We start from the raw sequence: 19,490 nt of genomic DNA on the forward strand, positions 1-19,490 counted from the left end.
TAGCAGCTTGGGATAAGAATTTTGAAGGAGTACGCACGTGGCACGTGTGAAGCGGGCGGTAAACGCCCACAAGAAGCGTCGGGTTGTCCTTGAACGGGCCAAGGGTTACCGCGGTCAGCGGTCTCGCCTGTACCGCAAGGCAAAAGAGCAGCTGCTGCACTCGTTTGTGTACAGCTACGGCGACCGCCGCAAGAAGAAGGGTGACTTCCGTCGCCTCTGGATCCAGCGCATCAACGCTGCATCCCGCGCCAACGGCCTGACCTACAACCGCCTGATCCAGGGCCTGAAGGCCGCTGAGGTCGAGGTTGACCGCCGCATGCTGGCAGAGCTGGCCGTCTCCGACGCCAACGCTTTCGCCGCGCTGGTCAAGGTTGCCAAGGACTCCCTGCCTGCCGACACCTCCGCTCCGGCCGCCAAGGCCGCGGCAGCTCCGAAGGCCGCCGCCAAGGCTGCTCCGGCTGCAAAGACCGCTACCGCTGTCAAGGCCTCGGTTTCCGAGAAGCCTGCCATCGAAGGCGCTGTTGTTGCCGTTGAAGGCGAAGCTGCACCGGAAGGCCACGCCATCAAGGGCAACGCCGAGTCGAACAAGTACCACGTTCCGGGTTCCACCTGGTACGACGTCACTGTCGCCGAATACTGGTTCTCCACGGTTGAGGCAGCAAAGGCTGCAGGCTTTGAGCCTGCCGGCGGCGAAGCCCGCCAGCAGATCAAGAACTAGTCGCAACTGCCACTAAAGTTCTGTATATGAACGAAACCGGGCGCCCGCAAGAACTTCCGATGTCCAACCCCCGAGCCGATCGGGTCAGGGATGTCGCAAGGCTTGCAGGGCGCCCGGCCCGTTTAAAGCGCGGCCGGTTCCTCGCGGAAGGGCCCCAGGCTGTTCGCGAGGCGCTGGTACTCCACCGGGAGCGGACGACGGCGGGGGAGCCCGGCGTCGTACACGAAGTCTTCGCGAGCGAAAGCTGCCTGGACCGGCTCCCCGAACTGGCCGAGCTCGCCGACGGCGTTGCCCTGCGGCTCGCGAATGACGATGTCCTGGCCGCCATGGCGGATACCGTCAATCCCCAGGGGATTGTGGCCGTCTGCAGTTTTGTGGACGTCAGCCTTGAATCAGTGCTCGACGCCGGGCCGCGGCTGATCGCCGTCATGTGCCAGGTGCGGGACCCCGGCAACGCTGGAACAGTGCTTCGGGCCGCTGATGCGGCCGGGGCGGATGCCGTGGTCTTGACTGCCTCCAGCGTCGATATCTACAACCCGAAGGCTGTGCGGTCCACGGCAGGTTCACTCTTCCACTTGCCGGTAGTCCTGGGAGCGGACGTCGAGGAACTCGTGGCCCTCTGCAAGGAGCGCGGCATCGGGATCCTCGCAGCGGACGGCTACGGCACCCTCAATCTGGACAAGCTCCAGGACGAGAACGCGGCGCGCCGCCTGGGTGCTTCGGCAGCCGCCTCCGACTACGCCCTCGAAGCCCCGACCGCCTGGCTGTTCGGTAACGAGGCGCAAGGACTTTCGGACTCCGAGCTGGCCCTTGCCGACCATCGTGTCGCAGTGCCCGTTTACGGCTCGGCAGAAAGCTTGAACCTCGGCACGGCCGCCACGGTCTGCCTTTACGCCAGCGCACGCTCGCAACAAGGTTCCTGACACTCTCGCTACAGGTACGGTATTGCTTGCAGGGACGCACCCCCTTACGATCCGTTCCTGCCGATTCACTCACATCCCCTGAACCGAAGAAGAGGTGGAGCCCCCGTGGCTGCAAATGGCGGTACCAAGGCAATCGTGGCGGCATTGAGCGCCAACCTGGCGATCGCTGTGCTCAAGTTCGTCGCATTCGTCCTGACGATGTCGTCGTCCATGTTGGCCGAGGCAATCCACTCCGTAGCCGATTCCGGCAACCAGTTGCTCCTGCTGCTTGGCGGGAAGCGGGCGCAGCGGGCCGCAAGTCCCGAGCACCCATTCGGCTATGGCCGTGAGCGGTACATTTACGCTTTCATCGTCTCGATCGTGCTGTTCAGCGTGGGTGGCCTTTTCGCACTGTATGAATCCTGGGAGAAGTTCCAGCACCCCCATGCCATCGAAGGCGATTTCTGGTGGGTCCCACTGGCCGTGCTGCTCGGTGCCATCGTGGCGGAATCCTTCTCCTTCCGGACCGCCATCCACGAATCCAATCCCTTGCGCGGCAAACAAAGTTGGATCAAGTTCATCCGCAACGCCAAGCAACCGGAACTGCCCGTGATCCTCCTGGAGGACTTCGGAGCCCTCCTGGGCCTCGTTTTCGCGCTGTTCGGCGTGAGCCTGACCCTTCTCACCGGGAACGGGGCGTGGGACGCGGCGGGAACAGGAATGATTGGGCTGCTGCTTGTGGCAATCGCCGTGGTGCTCGCGGTGGAAACCAAGTCCTTGCTGCTCGGCGAATCAGCCACCAAAGAGGACAACGTGCGGATCACGGAAGCCATTGAGTCCGACGGCACGCGCATCATCCACCTCAAGACCATGCACCTTGGCCCGGAAGAGTTGCTTGTCGCTGCGAAGATCAGCGTGGGCGCGGCAGATACCGGGCAGGCGATTGCTAAAGCGATCGACGACGCCGAACTCAGGATCCGCACGGCAGTACCGATCGCCCGGGTCATCTACCTCGAACCGGACGTGGAACGCGTCCAGGTCTAAGCAGGCCCAGCTCGGTAGCAGCGCGGCGCGGGCGCGTTATCCGGCAGCATGCGTCTAAGCTGGGCCCACTCCGGCCGGGTTCCCTGGCCGAGCTTGCGAGGTAAGGGGGCCGGTGGGGACGAAGGAGCGAGCATGCAGAGGATGACGCGCTTTCGTCGCGCAGCCAGGTATTGCGAAGGCAGCACTATGCGGCCAGCGGCCTCTTCCGTTCCAACCAGCCGCTGATGCCCGCGACGCCGAGCCCCAGGATTGCCAGGACAGCCCCGACAAGGGCTGGTGCAACGTAGCCCCAACCCCAGGCGATGACCACCCCGCCGAGGAAAGCGCCAAGGGCGTTGGCGATGTTGAGTGCGGAATGGTTGAGCGAGGAAGCCAGGGAAGGTGCGTCCGGCGAAGCGTCGAGGAGGCGCGTCTGCAGGGGCGGGATAAGCATGGAGCCGATGCCGCCCACGATGAAGACCATGACGTATGCCGACCACGCCCAGTGGGCTGCGACCGCGTAGACCACCAGCGCCAAGGCGATGAGGGGCAGGACCCGGTAGATGGTTCCCATGACCGACTTATCGGCGATGCGGCCGCCCAGGATATTGCCTGCCACCATGCCGAGTCCGTAGAGGGCAACGACGAGGGGTATCAGCGCCTGCGGGATTCCGGCCACGGACGTCATGGTGTGGGAGATGTACGTGTAGGTGGCGAAGAAGCCGCCAAAGCCGATGACGCCGATCAGCAACGCCAGCCACACCTGGATGCGCTTGAGGGCACCAAGTTCCCGGCGGATACTTGCCTCGGGGTGGGCAGGCTCAAAGGGGACAAACTTCCACAGCAACACGCTGGTGGCCAGGCCGATGACGCCCACAACCACGAAGAGCAGGCGCCACCCGAAAGTCTGGCCGAGCCACGTAGCCGCGGGTACGCCGATGACGTTGGCGACCGTGAGACCGCCCATGACCATCGAAATCGCCCAGCCGCGCTTAGTGGGCGCAACCAGGCTCGCGGCGATGACTGCGGCGATCCCGAAGAAGGCGCCATGGGGCAGTCCTGAGGCAAACCTCGTGATCACCATGGTCCCGTAGTCCGGTGCAATGAAGGACGTCAGGTTTGCTATCGACAGGAACAGCATGAGTCCCAAGGCAAGTTGCTTGCGGGGGAGCCGGGCGCCAAGTGCCGCGAAGATAGGCGCCCCCACCACGACACCCAAAGCGTAGGCGGAGATCAGGTTCCCGGCCTCGGGAGTGCTGATGTTGAGTCCTTGCTCGATCTCCTTGAGCAGGCCCATCATGGTGAACTCCGTGGTCCCGATGGCAAATCCGCCCATGGCAAGGGCGAAGATCGCCAGCGCAACGTGCCGGCTTCCGGTCTTTTGGGAGGTCTTGCTGACAGCGGTAGTGGTCATCGTCCTGTTTCTTGGGGGCGAGCGGGAGGCGACTCGAAGGGAACAAAGCCGACTTTCAAGCTTAGTGCGAGACTCCGGCGAATGACCCTGAATGTGACAACTTCCATAGATGAGGGTGGTTACCTGAGGGCCAATAGACTGTTGCGGTGACTGGACTAATAAGCGTGGCCGGCGCCGCCGTCGTCGATTCCCTTGAAAATCCGAAGCGGCTGCTCGTCGCAAGGCGCAGCGCCCCTCCGCAATTCGCGGGAATGTGGGAGTTCCCCGGCGGCAAGCTGGAGGCCGGGGAATCCTTCGAAGACGCGCTGCACCGCGAACTTCTTGAGGAACTCGGGATCACTGTCCGGCTCGGGTCTGAGGTTGAGCCGGACGCAGGCGCCGGTTGGCCGCTGAACGAGCGGGCCGTCATGAGGGTATGGTTCGCCGAGCTGCTTGACGGCGAACCGCGTCCGCTCCAGGACCACGATGAACTCCGGTGGGTTCCGCTTGGCAGTGGGGACGAGGCGTTCACCTTGCCGTGGATTCCTGCCGACCTGCCGATTGTCCGTGCACTGTTGGAACGGGTGGCTTCCGGCCTGCTCGGCTAGAAGAGCGTTGGCTAGAAAAGAGTGGGCTGGCCCGCAGTTGGAAAGGAAGCCGTTGGAACGGAACCCGGCGTTTCCTTGCCCGCAGTGGCGTTCCTGTGGCTGAAGCCGCTGCTGCCGGAGAAACCGTGACGAGCCTTGAAGTACTTGATGCGGCCAGTCAGCCACGTCCGGTATTCCTTCGAGGCATACGAGCCTTGGCCGTAGAGACGCCGGTATTTGCCTACGAGGCCGGGGTGGTTTTCCGCCAGCCATTGCATGAACCATTCCCGCGTGCCTGGTTTCAGGTACAAGGCCCCGGCGGTGACACCAGTGGCACCGGCGTCGGACAGGGCCGTAAAGAGCGACTCCAGGGCCTCATCTCTATCCGTCAGCCACGGCAGGATGGGCATGGCCATGACACCACAAGGCAGACCGGCCTCGCGCAACCGGCGGATGAGCTTGAGCCTGGCGCGTGGTGCGGGCGTGCCGGGTTCCACGGCCGAGGCCAGCGCTTCGTCAGTCATGGCCAGCGAGATGCCCAGATCCACGGGCACCTGGCTGGAGGCGTGCTTGAGGAGGGGGATGTCGCGGCCCAGGAGGGTTCCCTTGGTGAGGATGGAGAACGGAGTACCGGAATCAGCCAGGGCCCGGATGATCCCCGGCATTAGCTGGTAGCGCCCCTCTGCCCGCTGGTACGGATCCGTGTTGGTGCCGAGGGCCACTTGATGGTGGCCCCACGACGGTTTGGACAGTTCCTTGCGCAAGACCTCGGCCGCGTTGATCTTCACAATCACTTGGGAATCGAAATCGTGTCCGGCGTCGAACTCCAGATAGGTGTGGCTCTTGCGCGCAAAGCAGTAGACACAGGCGTGGCTGCATCCGCGGTAGGGGTTGACCGTCCATTCGAAAGGCATCTGGGAACCGGACGCCACCTTGTTGAGCACCGATTTGGCGGTGACCTCATGGAAGGTGACTCCGGAGAATTCGGGGGTTGAGACGGAACGCACAAGCCCGGCCAGCGGCAGCAGTGCGTCCGTTGCTGGGGCGGCTCCGGACGGAACGCTGTTGCTGTTGTCTCCGGGTGCCGGACCACGTTGTGGTGAAAGTGCTTGTGCGTCCCATCTCATGGCCTCCATTCGAATATATGTTCGAACGCTTGTCAAGGCCCGTCGAAAGAAAGCCTGCTGAAAGTTCGAACGGGGAACCCGGAAGCCGGGTCAGCTGTTGCTATGGTGGCTTCATGATTCTGCTGACGGGATTCGAGCCTTTTGGTGGCGATTCCAGCAACCCTTCGTGGGCTGCCGTCCTCGAAGCGCAGGAAATTTTGCGCTCCGAAGGGCATGGGGTGGAAACGCTCGAACTACCGTGCGTTTTCGGTGAATCAGCTGCGGTCCTGCGCGAGGCCATGGGGAGGCTGCGCCCGGATCTGGTCATCTGCGTCGGGCTCGCAGGAGGCCGGGACCGGCTCTCCCTGGAGCGCGTGGCCATCAACTGCGATGACGCCCGGATTCCGGACAACGCCGGAAACAGGCCCATCGACGAGCCGGTGGTCCCGGAGGGCCCAGCGGCGTATTTCAGCACACTGCCGGTGAAGTCCGCGCTCCGGGCGCTGCAGATCGCGGGAATCCGCGCCGAAGTCTCGCAGACTGCCGGGACCTACGTTTGCAACCACGTGTTCTATGCCCTGATGCACGAGCTCGCCGGGGCTGTTGCGTCCCGCCCGCGGGGCGGCTTCATCCACGTGCCCTATGACGAGGCCCAGCTGCCGCAGGGTAGTGCCGCGCCTGGCATGGCGACGCTGGACATGGGCCGGGGGATCGCCGTCGTCGTGCGGACTACGCTCGAGACTCAGGTGGACGCGAAGCTGTCCGCCGGCGCTGTTCACTAGGCCGGCGCTGTTCATTAGGCCGGCGCTGTTCACTAGGCCGGCGCTGTTCACTAGGCCGGCGCTGTTCACTAGGCCGGCGCTGTTCACTAGGCTGGCGCTGCCGAGTCCAGCTCCCACTGCACCACGACGTTCGCGGAAACCGCCACGGATCCAGCTTCAATGGGCACGCCTTCTCTCGCCGAGGCGCGTTTCATGTCGCCCATCATCGGCACCGGCGATCCGTGCTCCGGCCGCTGATCGACGGATAACACGCGCCCCAAGCGGCCGCCGGCAAGTGACGCAAAGCGGGCCGCCTTCGCTTCGGCCTCCCGCCACGCCGCCTCCTGTGCGCGCGCTGCGACGGTGGAGGAATCCGTGAATCCTCGTTCGATCCCGTTGATGCGAAGGCTGTCACCGCCTGCAGCCACCGCCGCCGAGATGGCCGCGGGGGCCGCCGACGGCGGGCCGAACCGGGCAACCATGGTGGTTGATGCAACATAACCAGTGACCTTTTGCCCTTGGTTTTCGGCCCAGACGAGTTCGGCACGCAGATTGAGGCCGCTCGTCCGCAGGTCAAGACCGGCCACGCCGTGTCCCCGCAAGGCCTCCGTCACCGCCGAGGCGACCTCACCGGCGCCGCCATAGGCGGCTTCGGCGGCGTCGCGCCTGACCTCGACTGCGAGCGTGAGCGTAAGAAGGTCGGGAACGGCCTCGGCGGTTCCCTCTCCGGTGACAGTGATGGTGCGGACCGGTGTCATGAGGCCATGCTAGCCCCGGGCACCGGCGAACGGCGGCCCAGCGGTGTCACGGGTTAAATCCCCGCCGGACCCTTCTACTAGACTGGGTGTTAGTGCCCGCCGGACCCGTCCAGCGAGCATTGCTCCTGCTTTTGCCATGGCCCTGCCTGGTGAAGACCATTTCCGACTCGTAGCTAAGAACAGTAGATGACTGACACTTTGCCGGGCGCTGCCATCCCGAACCCTCTGGATGAAGCCGCCATCACCGCTGCCGTTGAGGATGCCGTCGCCGCGATTGCTGCTGCATCCTCCCTCGAAGAACTCAAAGCCGTCCGCTTGGCGCACACCGGCGAGAAGTCGCCGTTGAGCCTTGCCAACCGTGAAATCGGCGGCCTGCCCAAGGAGCAGAAGGCGGCCGCAGGCAAGCTCATGGGTTCCTCCCGTGGCCGCGTCAACCAGGCGCTCGCAGCACGGACCGCTGTGCTCGAAGCGGAAAACGACGCCCGCATCCTCGTGGAGGAAACCGTCGACGTCACGGCAGCGCCGCGGCGGCGCCGCGCCGGTGCCCGCCACCCGCTCTCCACGCTGCAGGACCGCGTGGCGGACATCTTCGTCGGGATGGGCTGGGAAATCGCCGAAGGACCCGAGGTCGAGTCCGAGTGGTTCAACTTCGACGCCCTCAACTTCAAGCCGGACCACCCGGCCCGCGAAATGCAGGACACCTTCTTCGTGGAACCTCCCGAGGCCCACCTGCTCATGCGCACGCACACATCACCGGTGCAGGTCCGGTCCATGCTGGAGCGCGAAGTGCCCATCTATGTGCTGTGCCCGGGCAAGGTCTTCCGCACCGATGAACTCGATGCCACCCACACGCCCGTATTCCACCAGTTCGAAGGCCTGGCCATCGACAAGAAGCTGAGCATGGCCGACCTGCGCGGCACCTTGGAGCACTTCGCCCGGCAAATGTTCGGTGATGAGGCACAGATCCGCCTGCGTCCCAACTACTTCCCGTTCACCGAGCCCTCCGCGGAGCTGGACATTTGGCACCCCGGTGCCAAGGGCGGGCCTCGCTGGATCGAATGGGGCGGCTGCGGCATGGTCAATCCCAATGTCCTGCGCGCTGCCGGCATCGACCCGGACGAGTATTCAGGCTTTGCCTTCGGCATGGGCATCGAGCGCACGCTCATGTTCCGCAACGAGGTCGGCGACATGCGCGACATGATCGAAGGCGATGTACGTTTCAGCGAGCACTTCGGGATGGAGATCTAACAGTGCGTATCCCACTTTCATGGCTGCGTGAATTCGCGCAGGTTCCGGCCGACGCCACGGCCGAAGACGTCATGGCGGAACTCGTCAAGGTCGGTTTTGAAGAAGAAGCTGTCCACCGCCCCACGGACGAACTCAAGGGTCCCATCGTGGTGGGCCAGGTCCTGAGCCTCGTCAAGGAACCGCAGTCCAACGGCAAGACCATCAACTGGTGCCAGGTCCGCGTGGTCCCCGAAGGCCAGGAGCAGACCCTGACCGGCAAGGGCATCGACCCGTCCGGCGTGCAGGGCATCATTTGCGGCGCCCACAACTTCGTCGAGGGAGACAAGGTTGTGGTGACCCTCCCGGGCGCCGTGCTCCCGGGTGATTTCCATATTTCCGCGCGCAAGACGTACGGGCACCTTTCCGCAGGGATGATCGCCTCGGTTCGTGAACTCGGCATCGGCGAGGACCACGACGGCATCCTGGTGCTTTCCCGCATTGGCCTCGATCCGGAAATCGGCACCGACGCCATGACCCTCCTTGGCCTCTACGACGAAGCCGCCGAAATCAACGTCACTCCGGACCGCGGCTACGCGTTCTCGATCCGCGGCGTGGCTCGCGAGTATGCCCACGCCACCGGAACCGTCTTCACGGACCCGGCTGCCAAGGTCAATGCCCCCGCGGCACTCTCGGGCGGCTATGGCGTCAAGCTCAACGACGACGCTCCCATCTACGGCAAACCCGGTTGCGACCGCTTCGTGGCCCGCACGGTCCGCGGCGTGGACGCCACCCGCCCCACCCCGCCGTGGATGGTCTCCCGGCTGCGCCTGGCGGGCATCCGCTCCATTTCGCTGCCTGTGGACATTTCCAACTACGTGATGCTCGAACTCGGCCAGCCGAACCACTGCTACGACCTCGACAAGCTTTCGGGCGACATCGTGGTGCGCCGCGCCGTCGCGGGGGAGAAGATCACCACCCTCGACGACAAAGTGCGTGCGCTCGACGTCGAAGACCTCCTGATCACCGACGACTCCGGCGCAATCGGCATCGCCGGCGTCATGGGCGGAGCGAACACCGAGGTTTCCGATTCGACCACCAACATCCTGGTCGAGGCAGCGCACTTCGACGAGGTGTCGATCGGGCGCTCGCGCCGCAGGCACAAGCTGCCGTCAGAGGCGTCCAAGCGCTTCGAACGCGGAGTGGATTGGCAGGTCGCCAACGTGGCTGCCCAGCGCGTCGTTGACCTTCTGGTTGAACTTGCCGGCGGGACGGCGGACGAGGCCGGTACCGACGTCGGGACGGCGCCCGACGCCGTGACCATCGAGCTTCCGGCAGGCTACGCGGCCTCCCGGATCGGGATCGACTTCACGGAAGAACAGATCACGGGTTCCCTCAAGGACCTGGGCGCCATTGTCCTGAAGGACGAAGTGGGCGGCTCCTATGTGGTCACGGCACCGAGCTGGCGCAATGACCTGGAAACCAAGGAAGACCTCTCCGAGGAAATCGCGAGGCTCGTTGGCTACGACAACATCCCGGCCACCCTGCCCGTGGCCCCTCCAGGCCGCGGCCTGACCCGTACCCAGCAGCAAAAGCGCCGTGTGGTCCAGGCCCTCGCCGACGCCGGGCTCACCGAGGTCCTCTCTTATCCGTTCGTCTCCAAGTCGGCCAACGATACCTTCGGCGTGGCCGAGGAAGGCGCGGCACGGACCGCCCTCAAGTTGGCCAACCCGATCAGCGAGGAACACGGTTACCTTCGTACCTCGGTGCTTCCCGGCCTGATCGAGGTTGCCCGCCGCAACCACTCCCGCGGGTTCCGCGACCTCGCCCTCTTCGAGGCAGGCTCGGTGTTCCTTCCCGACGGTCAGCTGGGTACGGCGTCCATCCCGCCGCTGGGCGTCAAGCCTTCCGACGAGGTCCTTGACGGACTGTACGACGGCGTCCCGGACCAGCCGCTGCACATCGCCGCTGTTTTGACCGGCCATGATTCCCCGGCCGCCGCGGCCCACACTCCGCGTGCCTGGGACTGGGCCGACGCCTTGGATATTGCCCGGCTCGTCGGCGACGTCCTCGGCGTGGAACTCGTGGTCCGCCAAGGCAGCCACCAGGCGTTCCACCCGGGCCGTGCCGCCCAGTTGGCGCTTCGCTCGGGCGACGTCGTGGGCTACGCCGGCGAATTGCACCCCAAGCTGCTTGCAGCCCATGACATGCCGGCACGCTCCGTGGCCCTCGAGCTCAATGCGGACGCACTGTTCGACGCAGCTCCGGACGTCATCGTTGCCAAGCACATCTCCGGTTTCCCGGTGGCCACGCAGGACGTTGCCCTCGTGGTGCCGCAGGATGTTCCGGCAGACGCCGTACTGGCTGCCCTCCGGGAAGGCGCCGGCGAACTCCTCGAAGACGTCGCCTTGTTCGATGTCTACGCGGGCCAGGGCATCGAAGACGGCAAGAAGTCGCTCGCCTTCGGGCTTCGGTTCCGTGCCACGGACCGCACCTTGACAGCCGACGAGGCATCGGAGGCCCGCGAGGCCGCCGTCGCCGTCGCCGCAGAGCGATTCGGAGCAGTCCAGCGCTGACGAGTATCAACCCGGGGATCCAGGGGCTGGCTGTTCACATCCAGTCCCTGGATCCTGCCGATTCCGCCGCCATCGAAAAGATCGCGGCGGAATTGCTGTCTCCGGCCGAAACCCTTAGGGGAAACGCCATGGCACCGGCCCTGCGCCTCGAGTTCCTGGCATCCAGGCTGGCCCAGCAAGACTTTGCGGCCACCCTTCTGGGTGTTCCCGCCTCGAAGCTCCAGGCGGCCTATGAGTGCCCGGACTGCGGCTCTGGCCCGGACGTTGTGCATGGACGGCCCGGATACGTGCTCGACGGCGTCCGCGCACCCCTGGCGCTCAGCGCCTCACGGTCATCGGGCTGGGTGCTGTTTGCCGCCGTCGTGCATCCCGAGCCTGGGCTCCGGGTGGGCGTCGACCTGGAAAACGCGGCGGGCACAGAGTTCGCCGGCTTCGACGACGTTGCCCTGACCGCGCGCGAGCACCGCCATCTCGACGCGCTCAAACCCGGGCGCCGGGCCCATGAGCGCGCACGATTGTGGGCACGCAAGGAAGCATGGTTGAAGATGACGGGCGAAGGGCTCAGGGTGAGCCCGGACTCCCTCGATGTGCTTGAAAGGCCAGGGTTGTGGGACCTGGATCTCCCGGCCAGCGTTGACGGCCGGGCTCTTCCGCCGGGACTGCTTGCCGCCCTCGCGGTAACGTCCCGCTGAATCCTTGGATTGCCTGAATTCCAGGGTCAGCCGAAAGCGGGCAGCCTTGCCTGGTACAGCCACGGTTCCAGGACTGTGGCCGCGTCGAGTCCCGGGACGTAAGTGTTGGCCGTAGCGATGAATTCCGCCGTGGACACCGAGCTGTGGCGCTTGGCCTCCGTCCAATGCCGCAGCAATCCGAAGAACGCTGCGTCGCCGCACGCACGACGGACGGCGTGGAGGGCAAGAGCTCCGCGCTTGTAGACGCGGTCATCGAACATATGCTCCGGTCCGGGGTCGCCGATCACGAGGTCCTGGGCGCCCATGTCGAGCTTGCGCCACGCGGCCCTTGCGCGGTTGGCGAGGGACATGACGCCGGCTTCCTCGGACCAGATCCACTCCGCGTAGCAGGCGAAGCCCTCATGCAACCAGATGTCCCGCCAGCTGCTCACGGTGAGCGAGTTGCCGAACCACTGGTGGGACAGCTCGTGGGCAATGAGGCGCTGTGCGTCCCACGATTGCTCCATGTGGTTCCGGCCGAAGATCGAGAGGGTCTGGGCCTCAAGGGGGATTTCCAGTTCGTCCTCGGTCACGACGGCGGTGTATTCCGCAAAGGGATACGGGCCGAAACACTCCACAAAGGTACGCATCATGTCGGCCTGCCGTGCCAGGCCTTCGCGGGCCTCAGTCAACAAACCGGGGGAGACAGCAACGAATTGGGGCACCGGAGCCTGCCGCAGGGCTTCGGCATGATGGGCCGTTCCGGTGCGGAATCCGCCGAGGGCGGGGCTGAGCTGGTGAAGCCGGTAGCGCCCGATTTGTACGGTGGCGAGATAGCTTGCCATCGGCTCGCCCTGTTCGTAGACCCAGGTTTCGCGGCTTGATTTCCTGCTGTGGGAGACGAGGCGGCCGTTGCAGATGGCGCGGTAGTTGTCGTCGGTGGTGATGCTGATCAAGTAGCTGGACTTGTGCCGCGGATGGTCGTTGCACGGGAACCAGGACGCCGCGCCGTTCGGCTGCCCGGCAACCAGCACGCCGTCTTCGAGCTCTTCCCAACCGACTTCGCCCCACAGGCCCCGGCGCGGCTGCGGATTCCCGTCGTAGCGGAGCTCAACCGTGAAGTGCTGGCCTGCCCGCAACTGCTCTTTTGTGGTGATCACGAGGTGCTCGCCGCGCGGGCTGAACTTCGGCACTTTCTTGCCGTCGACAAGGATTTTGGAAGCCTTCAGGCCCACCAGGTCCAGGATCACGGAGGCCGTGTCTTCCAGCGCTACGCACCGGAGCAGCGCGCGGCCGTTGAGCCGGTTGCTGCCCAGGCTGTAGTCCAGGTCCAGCTCATACCTCAGCACCTGGAATGCCGTGCTTCCGTGGTGCAAGGTGTACGGATCGGCGGCAGTTGTGGTTGTTTCCTGCGCTTGGGTTGTTCCGGGTTCGCTGCGGCTCATGTGCGCTGGCTGCCTCCGTCTAGCTTGGCGTGCTGCTGTCATTGTGGGCTTATATTTCACGCCCTCTTGCCAATCTATGCTACGGCCCGGACCACGGGCTGACGGGGTTGCCCATCCAGTACGTGCCCGCGGGCACAGTTTCGCCCCGCATGACGAGCGACGCCGGTCCAACCGTTCCGCCCGCCCCGATACTGGCGCGCGGCAGGATGACGCCGTGCGGGCCCATCGTGGCGCCATCTCCGAGGACCACGGTGTCTATGCTCATGATGCGGTCGTGGAAGAGGTGTGTCTGGACCACGCAGCCACGGTTGACCGTGGAGCTTTCGCCAAGCGTGACGAGGTCCGCTTCGGGTAGCCAGTAGCTTTCGCACCAGGTACCCCGGCCGATTTTCGCGCCGAGCGCCCGGAGCCACCACACCAACGCAGGCGTGCCGGATGCCGAACGTGCGAACCACGGAGCGCTGACCATCTCGATGAAGGTGTCCACCACTTCGTTGCGCCAGATGAACGAGCTCCACAGGGGATGCTCGCCCTCTTTGATGCGTCCTACCAATATCCATTTCGCGGCGACTGAACTTGCCGCGGCCACGGCACCTGCCGCGAGGACCACGACGCCCCCCAGGACGGCTGCGAGCCAGTAGGTGGTCTCGGTGGCGATCCAGTCGAGGACCAGCATGATGCCGACGGCGATCCCCACCGTCAGGATGACCGGCACCAGCCGGCACAATTCCCAAAGTGCCCGTTTGGTCTTGAGTGCCAGTGGCGGGTTGAAGGTCAGGCTCTGATCTGCGTTGACGGCGGTCCGGCGCAGCCGGACGGGCGGACTGCCCAGCCAGGAGGTGCCCGATTTGGCCTTGGCCGGCGTGGCGGACAGCACGGCGACCAGCGAATTCTTGGGCACGCTGCGCCCTGCGGCGGTCATGCCGGAGTTGCCGAGGAACGATCGTTTGCCGATCTTGGCCGGTCCGATCTTCATCCAGCCGCCGCCGAGCTCATAGGAGGCCACCATGGTGTCGTCGGCGAGGAATGCACCGTCGCCGATGGTCGTCATGCGTGGTAGCAGCAGGACCGTGGAGGCCTCCACGTTACGGCCTACTTTGGCGCCCAGCAGGCGCAGCCACACAGGCGTGAAGAGGCTGGCGTAGATGGGGAAGAGCAGATCCCGCGCCATGTCCAAGACCCGTTCAGTGGCCCAAACCTGCCAACCGACGCGGCTGCGAACGCGGTAGTACCCCTCGGCGAGACCGATGCCCAGCATCCGGGTTGTCGCCAGGATCAGCAGGAGATTACAGAGGAACCAGGCCAGTGCTGCCGGAGGTATAGCAAGCAGGATTTCCGGGAAGGCATCCTGCAGGGAATTCTTGCCTTGGATGAAGGCCAGGACCACGCTAGCGCCGACGAATGCCGAGACGTAGGGGATCAGCGCCAACAGTGCTGAAGCCGAAGCAAATGCCGCGAACCAGAGCCGGCCGATCAGATGGTGCGACGACGGGGTCTCCGGCCACCCGTTCTTGGCTTTGCCACGGCGTTCGGCGGGGGAGCCGGCAACAAGGTGCCCGGCCTTGACCTTGCCCAACACCGCGGAACCGGGCTCCACGCGTGCGCCCGCGCCGATACTGGTTCCTGGCATGAGGGTGCTGCGGGAGCCCACTGTGGCGCCGGCGCCTACATGGATGGAGCCGATGTGGACGTAGTCGCCGTCGATCCACCAGGCGGAGAGATCCACTTCGGGTTCGATGTTGCAGCCGCTGCCCAATGAAAGCAGTCCCGTGACGGGAGGCAGGGAATGCAAATGGACGTTGTTCCCGATCTTCGCCCCCAGTGCCTTGGCATAGTACGGAACCCACGGCGCGCTGGCGAGGCTGATGGCTCCCGAGAGGTCCTGGATCTGTTCCGCAAGCCACAACTTCAAGTGGACTTTGCCGGAGCGCGGGTAGGTTCCGGGCCGGACTCCACGCAAGAGGGTCCTCGCGGCAAGGATCGAGATGGCCATGCGTCCCGGCGGGCTGACGAACACGAGCCAGGATGCCAGGATCCACCACCAGGACACCACGGGAGCGGCTGCGAAACCGGCGAAGTCGGCCAGCACATGATTGGCGGCCATCAGGTAGGTGAGCCATCGCATGCCCACCAGGATGTTGAGGAAAATCCCCATCAAGGTCTGGAAGATCTGCGATTTCCGGGAGGTCGGGCGAACCGTGCGTTCGGCCGCCGGCCCCAGGATGCCGCCTTCCGGCAGTGACTGCCGCGCGGCATCGATCAGGGCACCAACTCGCGGGGTCGCGTAGATTTCCGCCACGGTGATGGTGGGGTACCGCACGCGCAGGGCCGAGACGAGCTGGGCCGCGGCGAGGGAGCCGCCGCCATAGGCGAAGAAGTCGGCGTCGAGCGATGTGACGCTGGAACCTAGGATCCTTTCCCATTGCTCGACCACCCAGTGGGCGTCCTCGGGCAGGTTGAGTGGTGCCTTGTCGGCATCCGCGGCGCCCGCGCCCGCCAACGGCCAGGGAAGGGAATGCCGGTCCACTTTGCCGCTGGTCTTCGTCGGAAGCGAGTCCACGACAGTCAGCAGGGGGATCAAAGCGGCGGGAAGGCTTTCCGTGAGCAAGCCGCGGGAAGCTGCGAGGTCGATGTCCTCGGGTCCGGCCGGAGCCAGGTAACCGACCAGTATCTGGTTCCCGGCCGCCGTCGTGCGGACCGCGGCGGCGGCGCCCGCGACTCCCGGGAGGGCCTGCAGGGCGGCGTCGATTTCGCCGAGTTCGATGCGCCGGCCACCAAGCTTGACCTGTTCATCCGCGCGGCCCTGGAAGATGAGGCCGGCTTCCTCGTAGCGGACCAAGTCGCCGGAGCGGTAGGCACGTTCCCACCCCAGGGATGGCATGGGGGCGTACTTTTCGGCGTCTTTGGCCGGATCGAGGTAGCGGGCCAGTCCGACGCCGCCGATGATCAGTTCGCCTGTTTCGCCTTCCGCGACCGGAGCCCCGGCGGCATCGACGACGGCGAGGTCCCAGCCGTCCAGCGGCAGTCCGATCCGGACAGGGCCGTCCCCGCCCAGGGGAGCCGCGCAGGCCACGACGGTAGCCTCGGTGGGGCCATAGGTGTTCCACACTTCGCGGCCGTCCACTGCGAGGCGCTCGGCGAGTTCGGGAGGGCAGGCTTCGCCGCCGAAAATGAGCAGGCGCACGTTCTCGAGGGCTTCCGCGGGCCATAGCGCCGCGAGCGTGGGAACGGTAGACACCACTGTGATGCCGTGGTTGATCAGCCAGGGCCCAAGGTCCATGCCGGAACGCACCAGAGCGCGCGGGGCCGGGACGAGGCAGGCACCGTGCCGCCACGCCAGCCACATCTCTTCGCAAGAAGCGTCGAAGGCCACTGAAAGGCCGGCGAGCACCCGGTCCTGCGGTCCAATCGGATCTTCCTGGAGGAAGATCCGAGCCTCGGCGTCAACAAAGGCTGCGGACGAACGGTGCTGCACGGCCACGCCCTTGGGCGTGCCCGTGGACCCCGAGGTGAAGATGACCCAGGAATCGTCATCCAGCCCTGGGGCACGCGGAGCCGGGTGCGGTGTTGGGCGCTCCCCGGATACCTCGATCCTGCGGCCCTTTGTGACGACGGCAGACACTTTGGCTTCTCCGAAAACCAGCCGTGCCCGTTCCTCGGGATCGTCCGCGTCGACGGGCACATAGGCGGCCGCGATCGAGAGGATTGCGAGGATGGCAATGTAGAGATCGTTGGACCCGGAGGGAACCCGCACGCCGATCTTGTCTCCGGGTCCCAGTCCGGCTGCGTTGAGCGTGGCCGCAAAACCGCGCACCTGGGCCATGAGCTCGGAGTAACTCAGCGACTTTTGCCCGTCATCGAGGGCAGAGGCCTCCGGGAATGTCCGGGCCGTGTCCTCGAGGAGCTCAATGAGCGTGCGCGCTGGCGGCGCTGCTGCTGAGCCTTGCAGCTGGGGCAGATGCGCCGTTTGGAGTTCCAGGCTGTCCGCCGGGATTTCATGTTCCTGGGTCACGTTCGAAGCTTCTCGGATTGAGGTGAACAGAAGGTGTCAGCGGTCGCGTGGCCGTTGCTTCGATTATGGGACTAAGAGTAGCTTGCCCGTGGTTTTGCGGCCTTCCAGGTCGCGATGGGCCTGGGCGGCTTCGGCGAGCGGGTACGTTCCGCCAATCCGGACTTTGAGCGCGCCGCTGGCGGCAGCACCGAAGACCTCGGCCGAACGCCAGCGCCGCTCTTGCGGGTTCTGCAGGAAGTGGCCAAGGGTCGGGCGGGTCAGGGACAACGATCCGCCCGCGTTCAGTCGCTGGGGGTCAAACGGCGGCACCGGTCCGGATGCTGCGCCGAACAGGACGAGCGAGCCGCGGATGCGCAGGCTCACAAGGGAGCCGTCAAAGGTATCCTTGCCGACGCCGTCGTACACCACGTTGACGCCTTCGCCGTCGGTGAGTTCGCGGACCTTGTCCGCAAATCCGGTGTAGCGCAGGACTTCGTCCGCGCCGGCTTCCCGTGCAAGTGCTTCCTTCTCGTCCGAGGACACCGTGGTGATGACGCGGGCGCCCCGGGCCTTGAGCAACTGCGTCAGGATGAGTCCGACGCCGCCAGCGCCGGCATGGGTCAGGACGGTCTGGCCCGGTTCCACGCGGAAGGAAGAGTTGATCAGGTAGTGCGCGGTCATTCCCTGCAGCGGCAGGGCCGCCGCTGTGTGGTCGTCGACGCCGTCCGGCACCGGAAGCGCCTTGTCGGCGTCTACGAGGGTGTACCCCGCGTAGCTGCGGGCTCCTTCAGCGGTAGCGACCCTGTCCCCGACGGCGAAGTCCTCGACGCCTGCGCCGATGGCCTCCACGGTGCCTGCCGACTCGGAGCCGGGGGTGAACGGATACTCGACCTTGTAGATGCCACTGCGCTGATAAGTGTCGATGAAGTTCACTCCGGCGGCTGCAACTTTGACGAGGAGCTGTCGCGGGCCCGGAACCGGAACCTCTGCTTCGGTGAGTTCGAGGACTTCGGGTCCTCCGGCTAGCCGGGCAATGATCGCTTGCGTCATGTGTCTCCTTCTCCGTCGAGGCACTTTCGTGCCCGCATTCACACAACCATCCTAGGGAGCGGAGTCCGTCGAGTGTCCAGTCAGCGGTTTAGCGCCGTGGTTCGCCGTAATGTGCCCTGGGTCTTCCGGGTGTGTCAGCCCCTGCCGTGCGCGGAGGCAACGGGGCAGTCAAAGCCGCGGCCCGCGGCGAGTCCTACCTCGTTGAGGTACCGCACAACGATGGCGTACGACTGCATCAACGTGGTTTCGGTGTAGGGAATGGAGTGCTTTTCGCAGTAGCTTCGAACGATCTCCGAGGCGCGGCGCAAGTGCGGGCGGGCCATGTCCGGGAACAAGTGGTGCTCCGCCTGGTGGTTGAGGCCGCCCAGGAGGATGTTCATGAAGGGGCCGCCGGAGATGTTTCTGGCTGTCAGGATCTGGCGACGCAGGAAATCGACGCGGGAGTCTGCCGGGAGGACCGGCATGCCCTTGTGGTTCGGGGCGAAGGAAGCACCCATGTAGAAGCCGAACACCATGATCTGGACGCCCAGGAAGGCAAATGCCATCCCAAGCGGAAGGAAGGTGAAGGCGAGGACCGGCAGCGCGAGAAGCCGTGCCAGGAGGATGGGCGTCTCTACCCAGCGGTGCTTGATGGCTCCGGGCCGGCAGATGTACATCAACGACTCCCACTGCAGGCTGATGCCCAGCAGCATGAGGAGCGGGAAGAAGAACCAGCCTTGCCGGCGCGTGAGGAACGCGAAGCGTCCCTGCCTGCCTGCGGCGGCTTCAACATGGAAGGCCAGGGCTCCGGTCTTGATGTCCGGGTCCTTGGAAATCACGTTCGGGTTGTTGTGGTGTGCGCCGTGCTTCTGTTCCCACCAGGAGTAACTGATGCCGGCAACCGACGTGGCCAGGATGCGGGCGGACCAGTCATTGGCCCTGCGCGAGGCAAAAATCTGGCGGTGGCCGGCCTCATGGGCCAGGAAGCTCAACTGGGTGCAAAGGATGCCCAGGGCCGCCGCGATGAGAAGCTGGTACCAGCTGGGGCCGATCAGCGCGAAGCCGAACCAGGTGCCGGTCAGCAAGAGGACCAGGGAAGCAAAAACGCTGATGTAGAAGCCGACGCGGCGCTTCAATAACCCTTCCGCGCGGACCGTCTTGAGGAGTTCGGAATAGCTGAGCACGACGGCGTTGGGTGGCCGGACGCCCTTGGTAGGACGTTCCGTAGTGGAGGTCTGTGACATATGCAGTTGCCCCGTAACACATTAACGGGCAACGCTGCAGCCGACGATCGGCTGCACGGTCT

General features: G+C 65.1%; 15 protein-coding genes. 8 read left to right on the forward strand and 7 right to left on the reverse strand.

The window, feature by feature from the left end; translation table 11 throughout:
- Nucleotides 1–37: 37 nt before the first annotated feature.
- From rplT to ACFVTG_RS21530, 3 genes are all read left to right on the forward strand, one after another.
- Nucleotides 38–718 (forward strand): 50S ribosomal protein L20, encoded by a 681-nt coding sequence (gene rplT / locus ACFVTG_RS21520; protein WP_390282825.1) that lies wholly within the window; start codon nt 38–40, stop codon nt 716–718.
- A 26-nt stretch (nt 719–744) separates the two neighbouring features.
- A complete protein-coding gene (locus ACFVTG_RS21525; RefSeq protein ID WP_390282826.1) occupies nt 745–1,641 on the forward strand; it encodes a TrmH family RNA methyltransferase in 897 nt (298 codons plus the stop codon).
- Between the two features lie 105 nt (nt 1,642–1,746).
- Nucleotides 1,747–2,664, forward strand: a complete 918-nt coding sequence (locus ACFVTG_RS21530; RefSeq protein ID WP_390282827.1) for a cation diffusion facilitator family transporter — start codon at nt 1,747–1,749, stop codon at nt 2,662–2,664.
- A gap of 184 nt (nt 2,665–2,848) precedes the next feature.
- On the opposite strand, the gene ACFVTG_RS21535 is transcribed toward ACFVTG_RS21530, so the two are convergent.
- Nucleotides 2,849–4,057 carry an MFS transporter gene (locus ACFVTG_RS21535; RefSeq protein ID WP_284753565.1) on the reverse strand — a complete coding sequence of 403 codons (1,209 nt, stop codon included), beginning with the start codon at nt 4,055–4,057 and terminating at the stop codon, nt 2,849–2,851.
- A gap of 146 nt (nt 4,058–4,203) precedes the next feature.
- On the opposite strand from ACFVTG_RS21535, the gene ACFVTG_RS21540 reads away from it, so the two are divergent.
- On the forward strand, nt 4,204–4,644 hold the full coding sequence (locus ACFVTG_RS21540; RefSeq protein ID WP_284753564.1) for a (deoxy)nucleoside triphosphate pyrophosphohydrolase: 441 nt from the start codon (nt 4,204–4,206) through the stop codon (nt 4,642–4,644).
- Nucleotides 4,645–4,655: 11 nt separating this feature from the next.
- Here the strand turns inward: ACFVTG_RS21540 and ACFVTG_RS21545 are convergent, their stop codons facing one another.
- A complete protein-coding gene (locus tag ACFVTG_RS21545; RefSeq protein WP_390282828.1) occupies nt 4,656–5,750 on the reverse strand; it encodes an Rv2578c family radical SAM protein in 1,095 nt (364 codons plus the stop codon).
- Nucleotides 5,751–5,863: 113 nt separating this feature from the next.
- On the opposite strand from ACFVTG_RS21545, the gene pcp reads away from it, so the two are divergent.
- Nucleotides 5,864–6,511 (forward strand): pyroglutamyl-peptidase I, encoded by a 648-nt coding sequence (gene pcp, locus ACFVTG_RS21550; protein ID WP_390282829.1) that lies wholly within the window; start codon nt 5,864–5,866, stop codon nt 6,509–6,511.
- 86 nt (nt 6,512–6,597) lie between these two features.
- On the opposite strand, the gene ACFVTG_RS21555 is transcribed toward pcp, so the two are convergent.
- Complete coding sequence (locus ACFVTG_RS21555) at nt 6,598–7,248, reverse strand: SIMPL domain-containing protein (protein WP_390282830.1); 651 nt, start codon at nt 7,246–7,248, stop codon at nt 6,598–6,600.
- Between the two features lie 186 nt (nt 7,249–7,434).
- On the opposite strand from ACFVTG_RS21555, the gene pheS reads away from it, so the two are divergent.
- The 3 genes from pheS (at nt 7,435) to ACFVTG_RS21570 (ending at nt 11,740) form a co-directional block, all read left to right on the forward strand.
- Nucleotides 7,435–8,496, forward strand: a complete 1,062-nt coding sequence (gene pheS, locus ACFVTG_RS21560) for a phenylalanine--tRNA ligase subunit alpha (RefSeq protein ID WP_390282831.1) — start codon at nt 7,435–7,437, stop codon at nt 8,494–8,496.
- Nucleotides 8,497–8,498: 2 nt separating this feature from the next.
- The gene (gene pheT / locus ACFVTG_RS21565; protein ID WP_390282832.1) at nt 8,499–11,048 is read left to right on the forward strand and encodes a phenylalanine--tRNA ligase subunit beta; all 2,550 of its coding nucleotides are present in this window, start codon (nt 8,499–8,501) and stop codon (nt 11,046–11,048) included.
- A 128-nt stretch (nt 11,049–11,176) separates the two neighbouring features.
- Nucleotides 11,177–11,740: a 4'-phosphopantetheinyl transferase family protein gene (locus ACFVTG_RS21570; RefSeq protein ID WP_390282833.1), complete on the forward strand. Its 564-nt coding sequence runs from the start codon at nt 11,177–11,179 to the stop codon at nt 11,738–11,740.
- A gap of 26 nt (nt 11,741–11,766) precedes the next feature.
- Here ACFVTG_RS21570 and ACFVTG_RS21575 read toward each other — a convergent pair whose 3' ends face one another.
- From ACFVTG_RS21575 to ACFVTG_RS21590, 4 genes are all read right to left on the reverse strand, one after another.
- The gene (locus ACFVTG_RS21575; RefSeq protein WP_390282834.1) at nt 11,767–13,164 is read right to left on the reverse strand and encodes a M1 family metallopeptidase; all 1,398 of its coding nucleotides are present in this window, start codon (nt 13,162–13,164) and stop codon (nt 11,767–11,769) included.
- Nucleotides 13,165–13,243: 79 nt separating this feature from the next.
- Nucleotides 13,244–17,176 (reverse strand): Pls/PosA family non-ribosomal peptide synthetase, encoded by a 3,933-nt coding sequence (locus ACFVTG_RS21580; RefSeq protein ID WP_390282835.1) that lies wholly within the window; start codon nt 17,174–17,176, stop codon nt 13,244–13,246.
- A gap of 63 nt (nt 17,177–17,239) precedes the next feature.
- Nucleotides 17,240–18,205, reverse strand: a complete 966-nt coding sequence (locus ACFVTG_RS21585) for a quinone oxidoreductase family protein (RefSeq protein WP_390282836.1) — start codon at nt 18,203–18,205, stop codon at nt 17,240–17,242.
- 134 nt (nt 18,206–18,339) lie between these two features.
- Nucleotides 18,340–19,428: an acyl-CoA desaturase gene (locus ACFVTG_RS21590; RefSeq protein ID WP_284753554.1), complete on the reverse strand. Its 1,089-nt coding sequence runs from the start codon at nt 19,426–19,428 to the stop codon at nt 18,340–18,342.
- Nucleotides 19,429–19,490 lie beyond the last annotated feature (62 nt).

The sequence above is a fragment of the Arthrobacter sp. NPDC058127 genome, assembly GCF_042884555.1.
Classification (GTDB): Bacteria; Actinomycetota; Actinomycetes; order Actinomycetales; family Micrococcaceae; genus Arthrobacter.

Excerpts from the sequence above, each read along its gene's own strand:
- ACFVTG_RS21525 (WP_390282826.1), top strand. The coding sequence starts at position 745 with ATGAACGAAACCGGGCGCCCGCAAGAACTTCCGATGTCCAACCCCCGA.
- ACFVTG_RS21535 (WP_284753565.1), bottom strand. The coding sequence starts at position 4,057 with ATGACCACTACCGCTGTCAGCAAGACCTCCCAAAAGACCGGAAGCCGG.
- ACFVTG_RS21545 (WP_390282828.1), bottom strand. The coding sequence starts at position 5,750 with ATGAGATGGGACGCACAAGCACTTTCACCACAACGTGGTCCGGCACCC.
- pcp (WP_390282829.1), top strand. The coding sequence starts at position 5,864 with ATGATTCTGCTGACGGGATTCGAGCCTTTTGGTGGCGATTCCAGCAAC.
- ACFVTG_RS21555 (WP_390282830.1), bottom strand. The coding sequence starts at position 7,248 with ATGACACCGGTCCGCACCATCACTGTCACCGGAGAGGGAACCGCCGAG.
- pheS (WP_390282831.1), top strand. The coding sequence starts at position 7,435 with ATGACTGACACTTTGCCGGGCGCTGCCATCCCGAACCCTCTGGATGAA.
- ACFVTG_RS21570 (WP_390282833.1), top strand. The coding sequence starts at position 11,177 with ATGGCACCGGCCCTGCGCCTCGAGTTCCTGGCATCCAGGCTGGCCCAG.
- ACFVTG_RS21575 (WP_390282834.1), bottom strand. The coding sequence starts at position 13,164 with ATGAGCCGCAGCGAACCCGGAACAACCCAAGCGCAGGAAACAACCACA.
- ACFVTG_RS21585 (WP_390282836.1), bottom strand. The coding sequence starts at position 18,205 with ATGACGCAAGCGATCATTGCCCGGCTAGCCGGAGGACCCGAAGTCCTC.
- ACFVTG_RS21590 (WP_284753554.1), bottom strand. The coding sequence starts at position 19,428 with ATGTCACAGACCTCCACTACGGAACGTCCTACCAAGGGCGTCCGGCCA.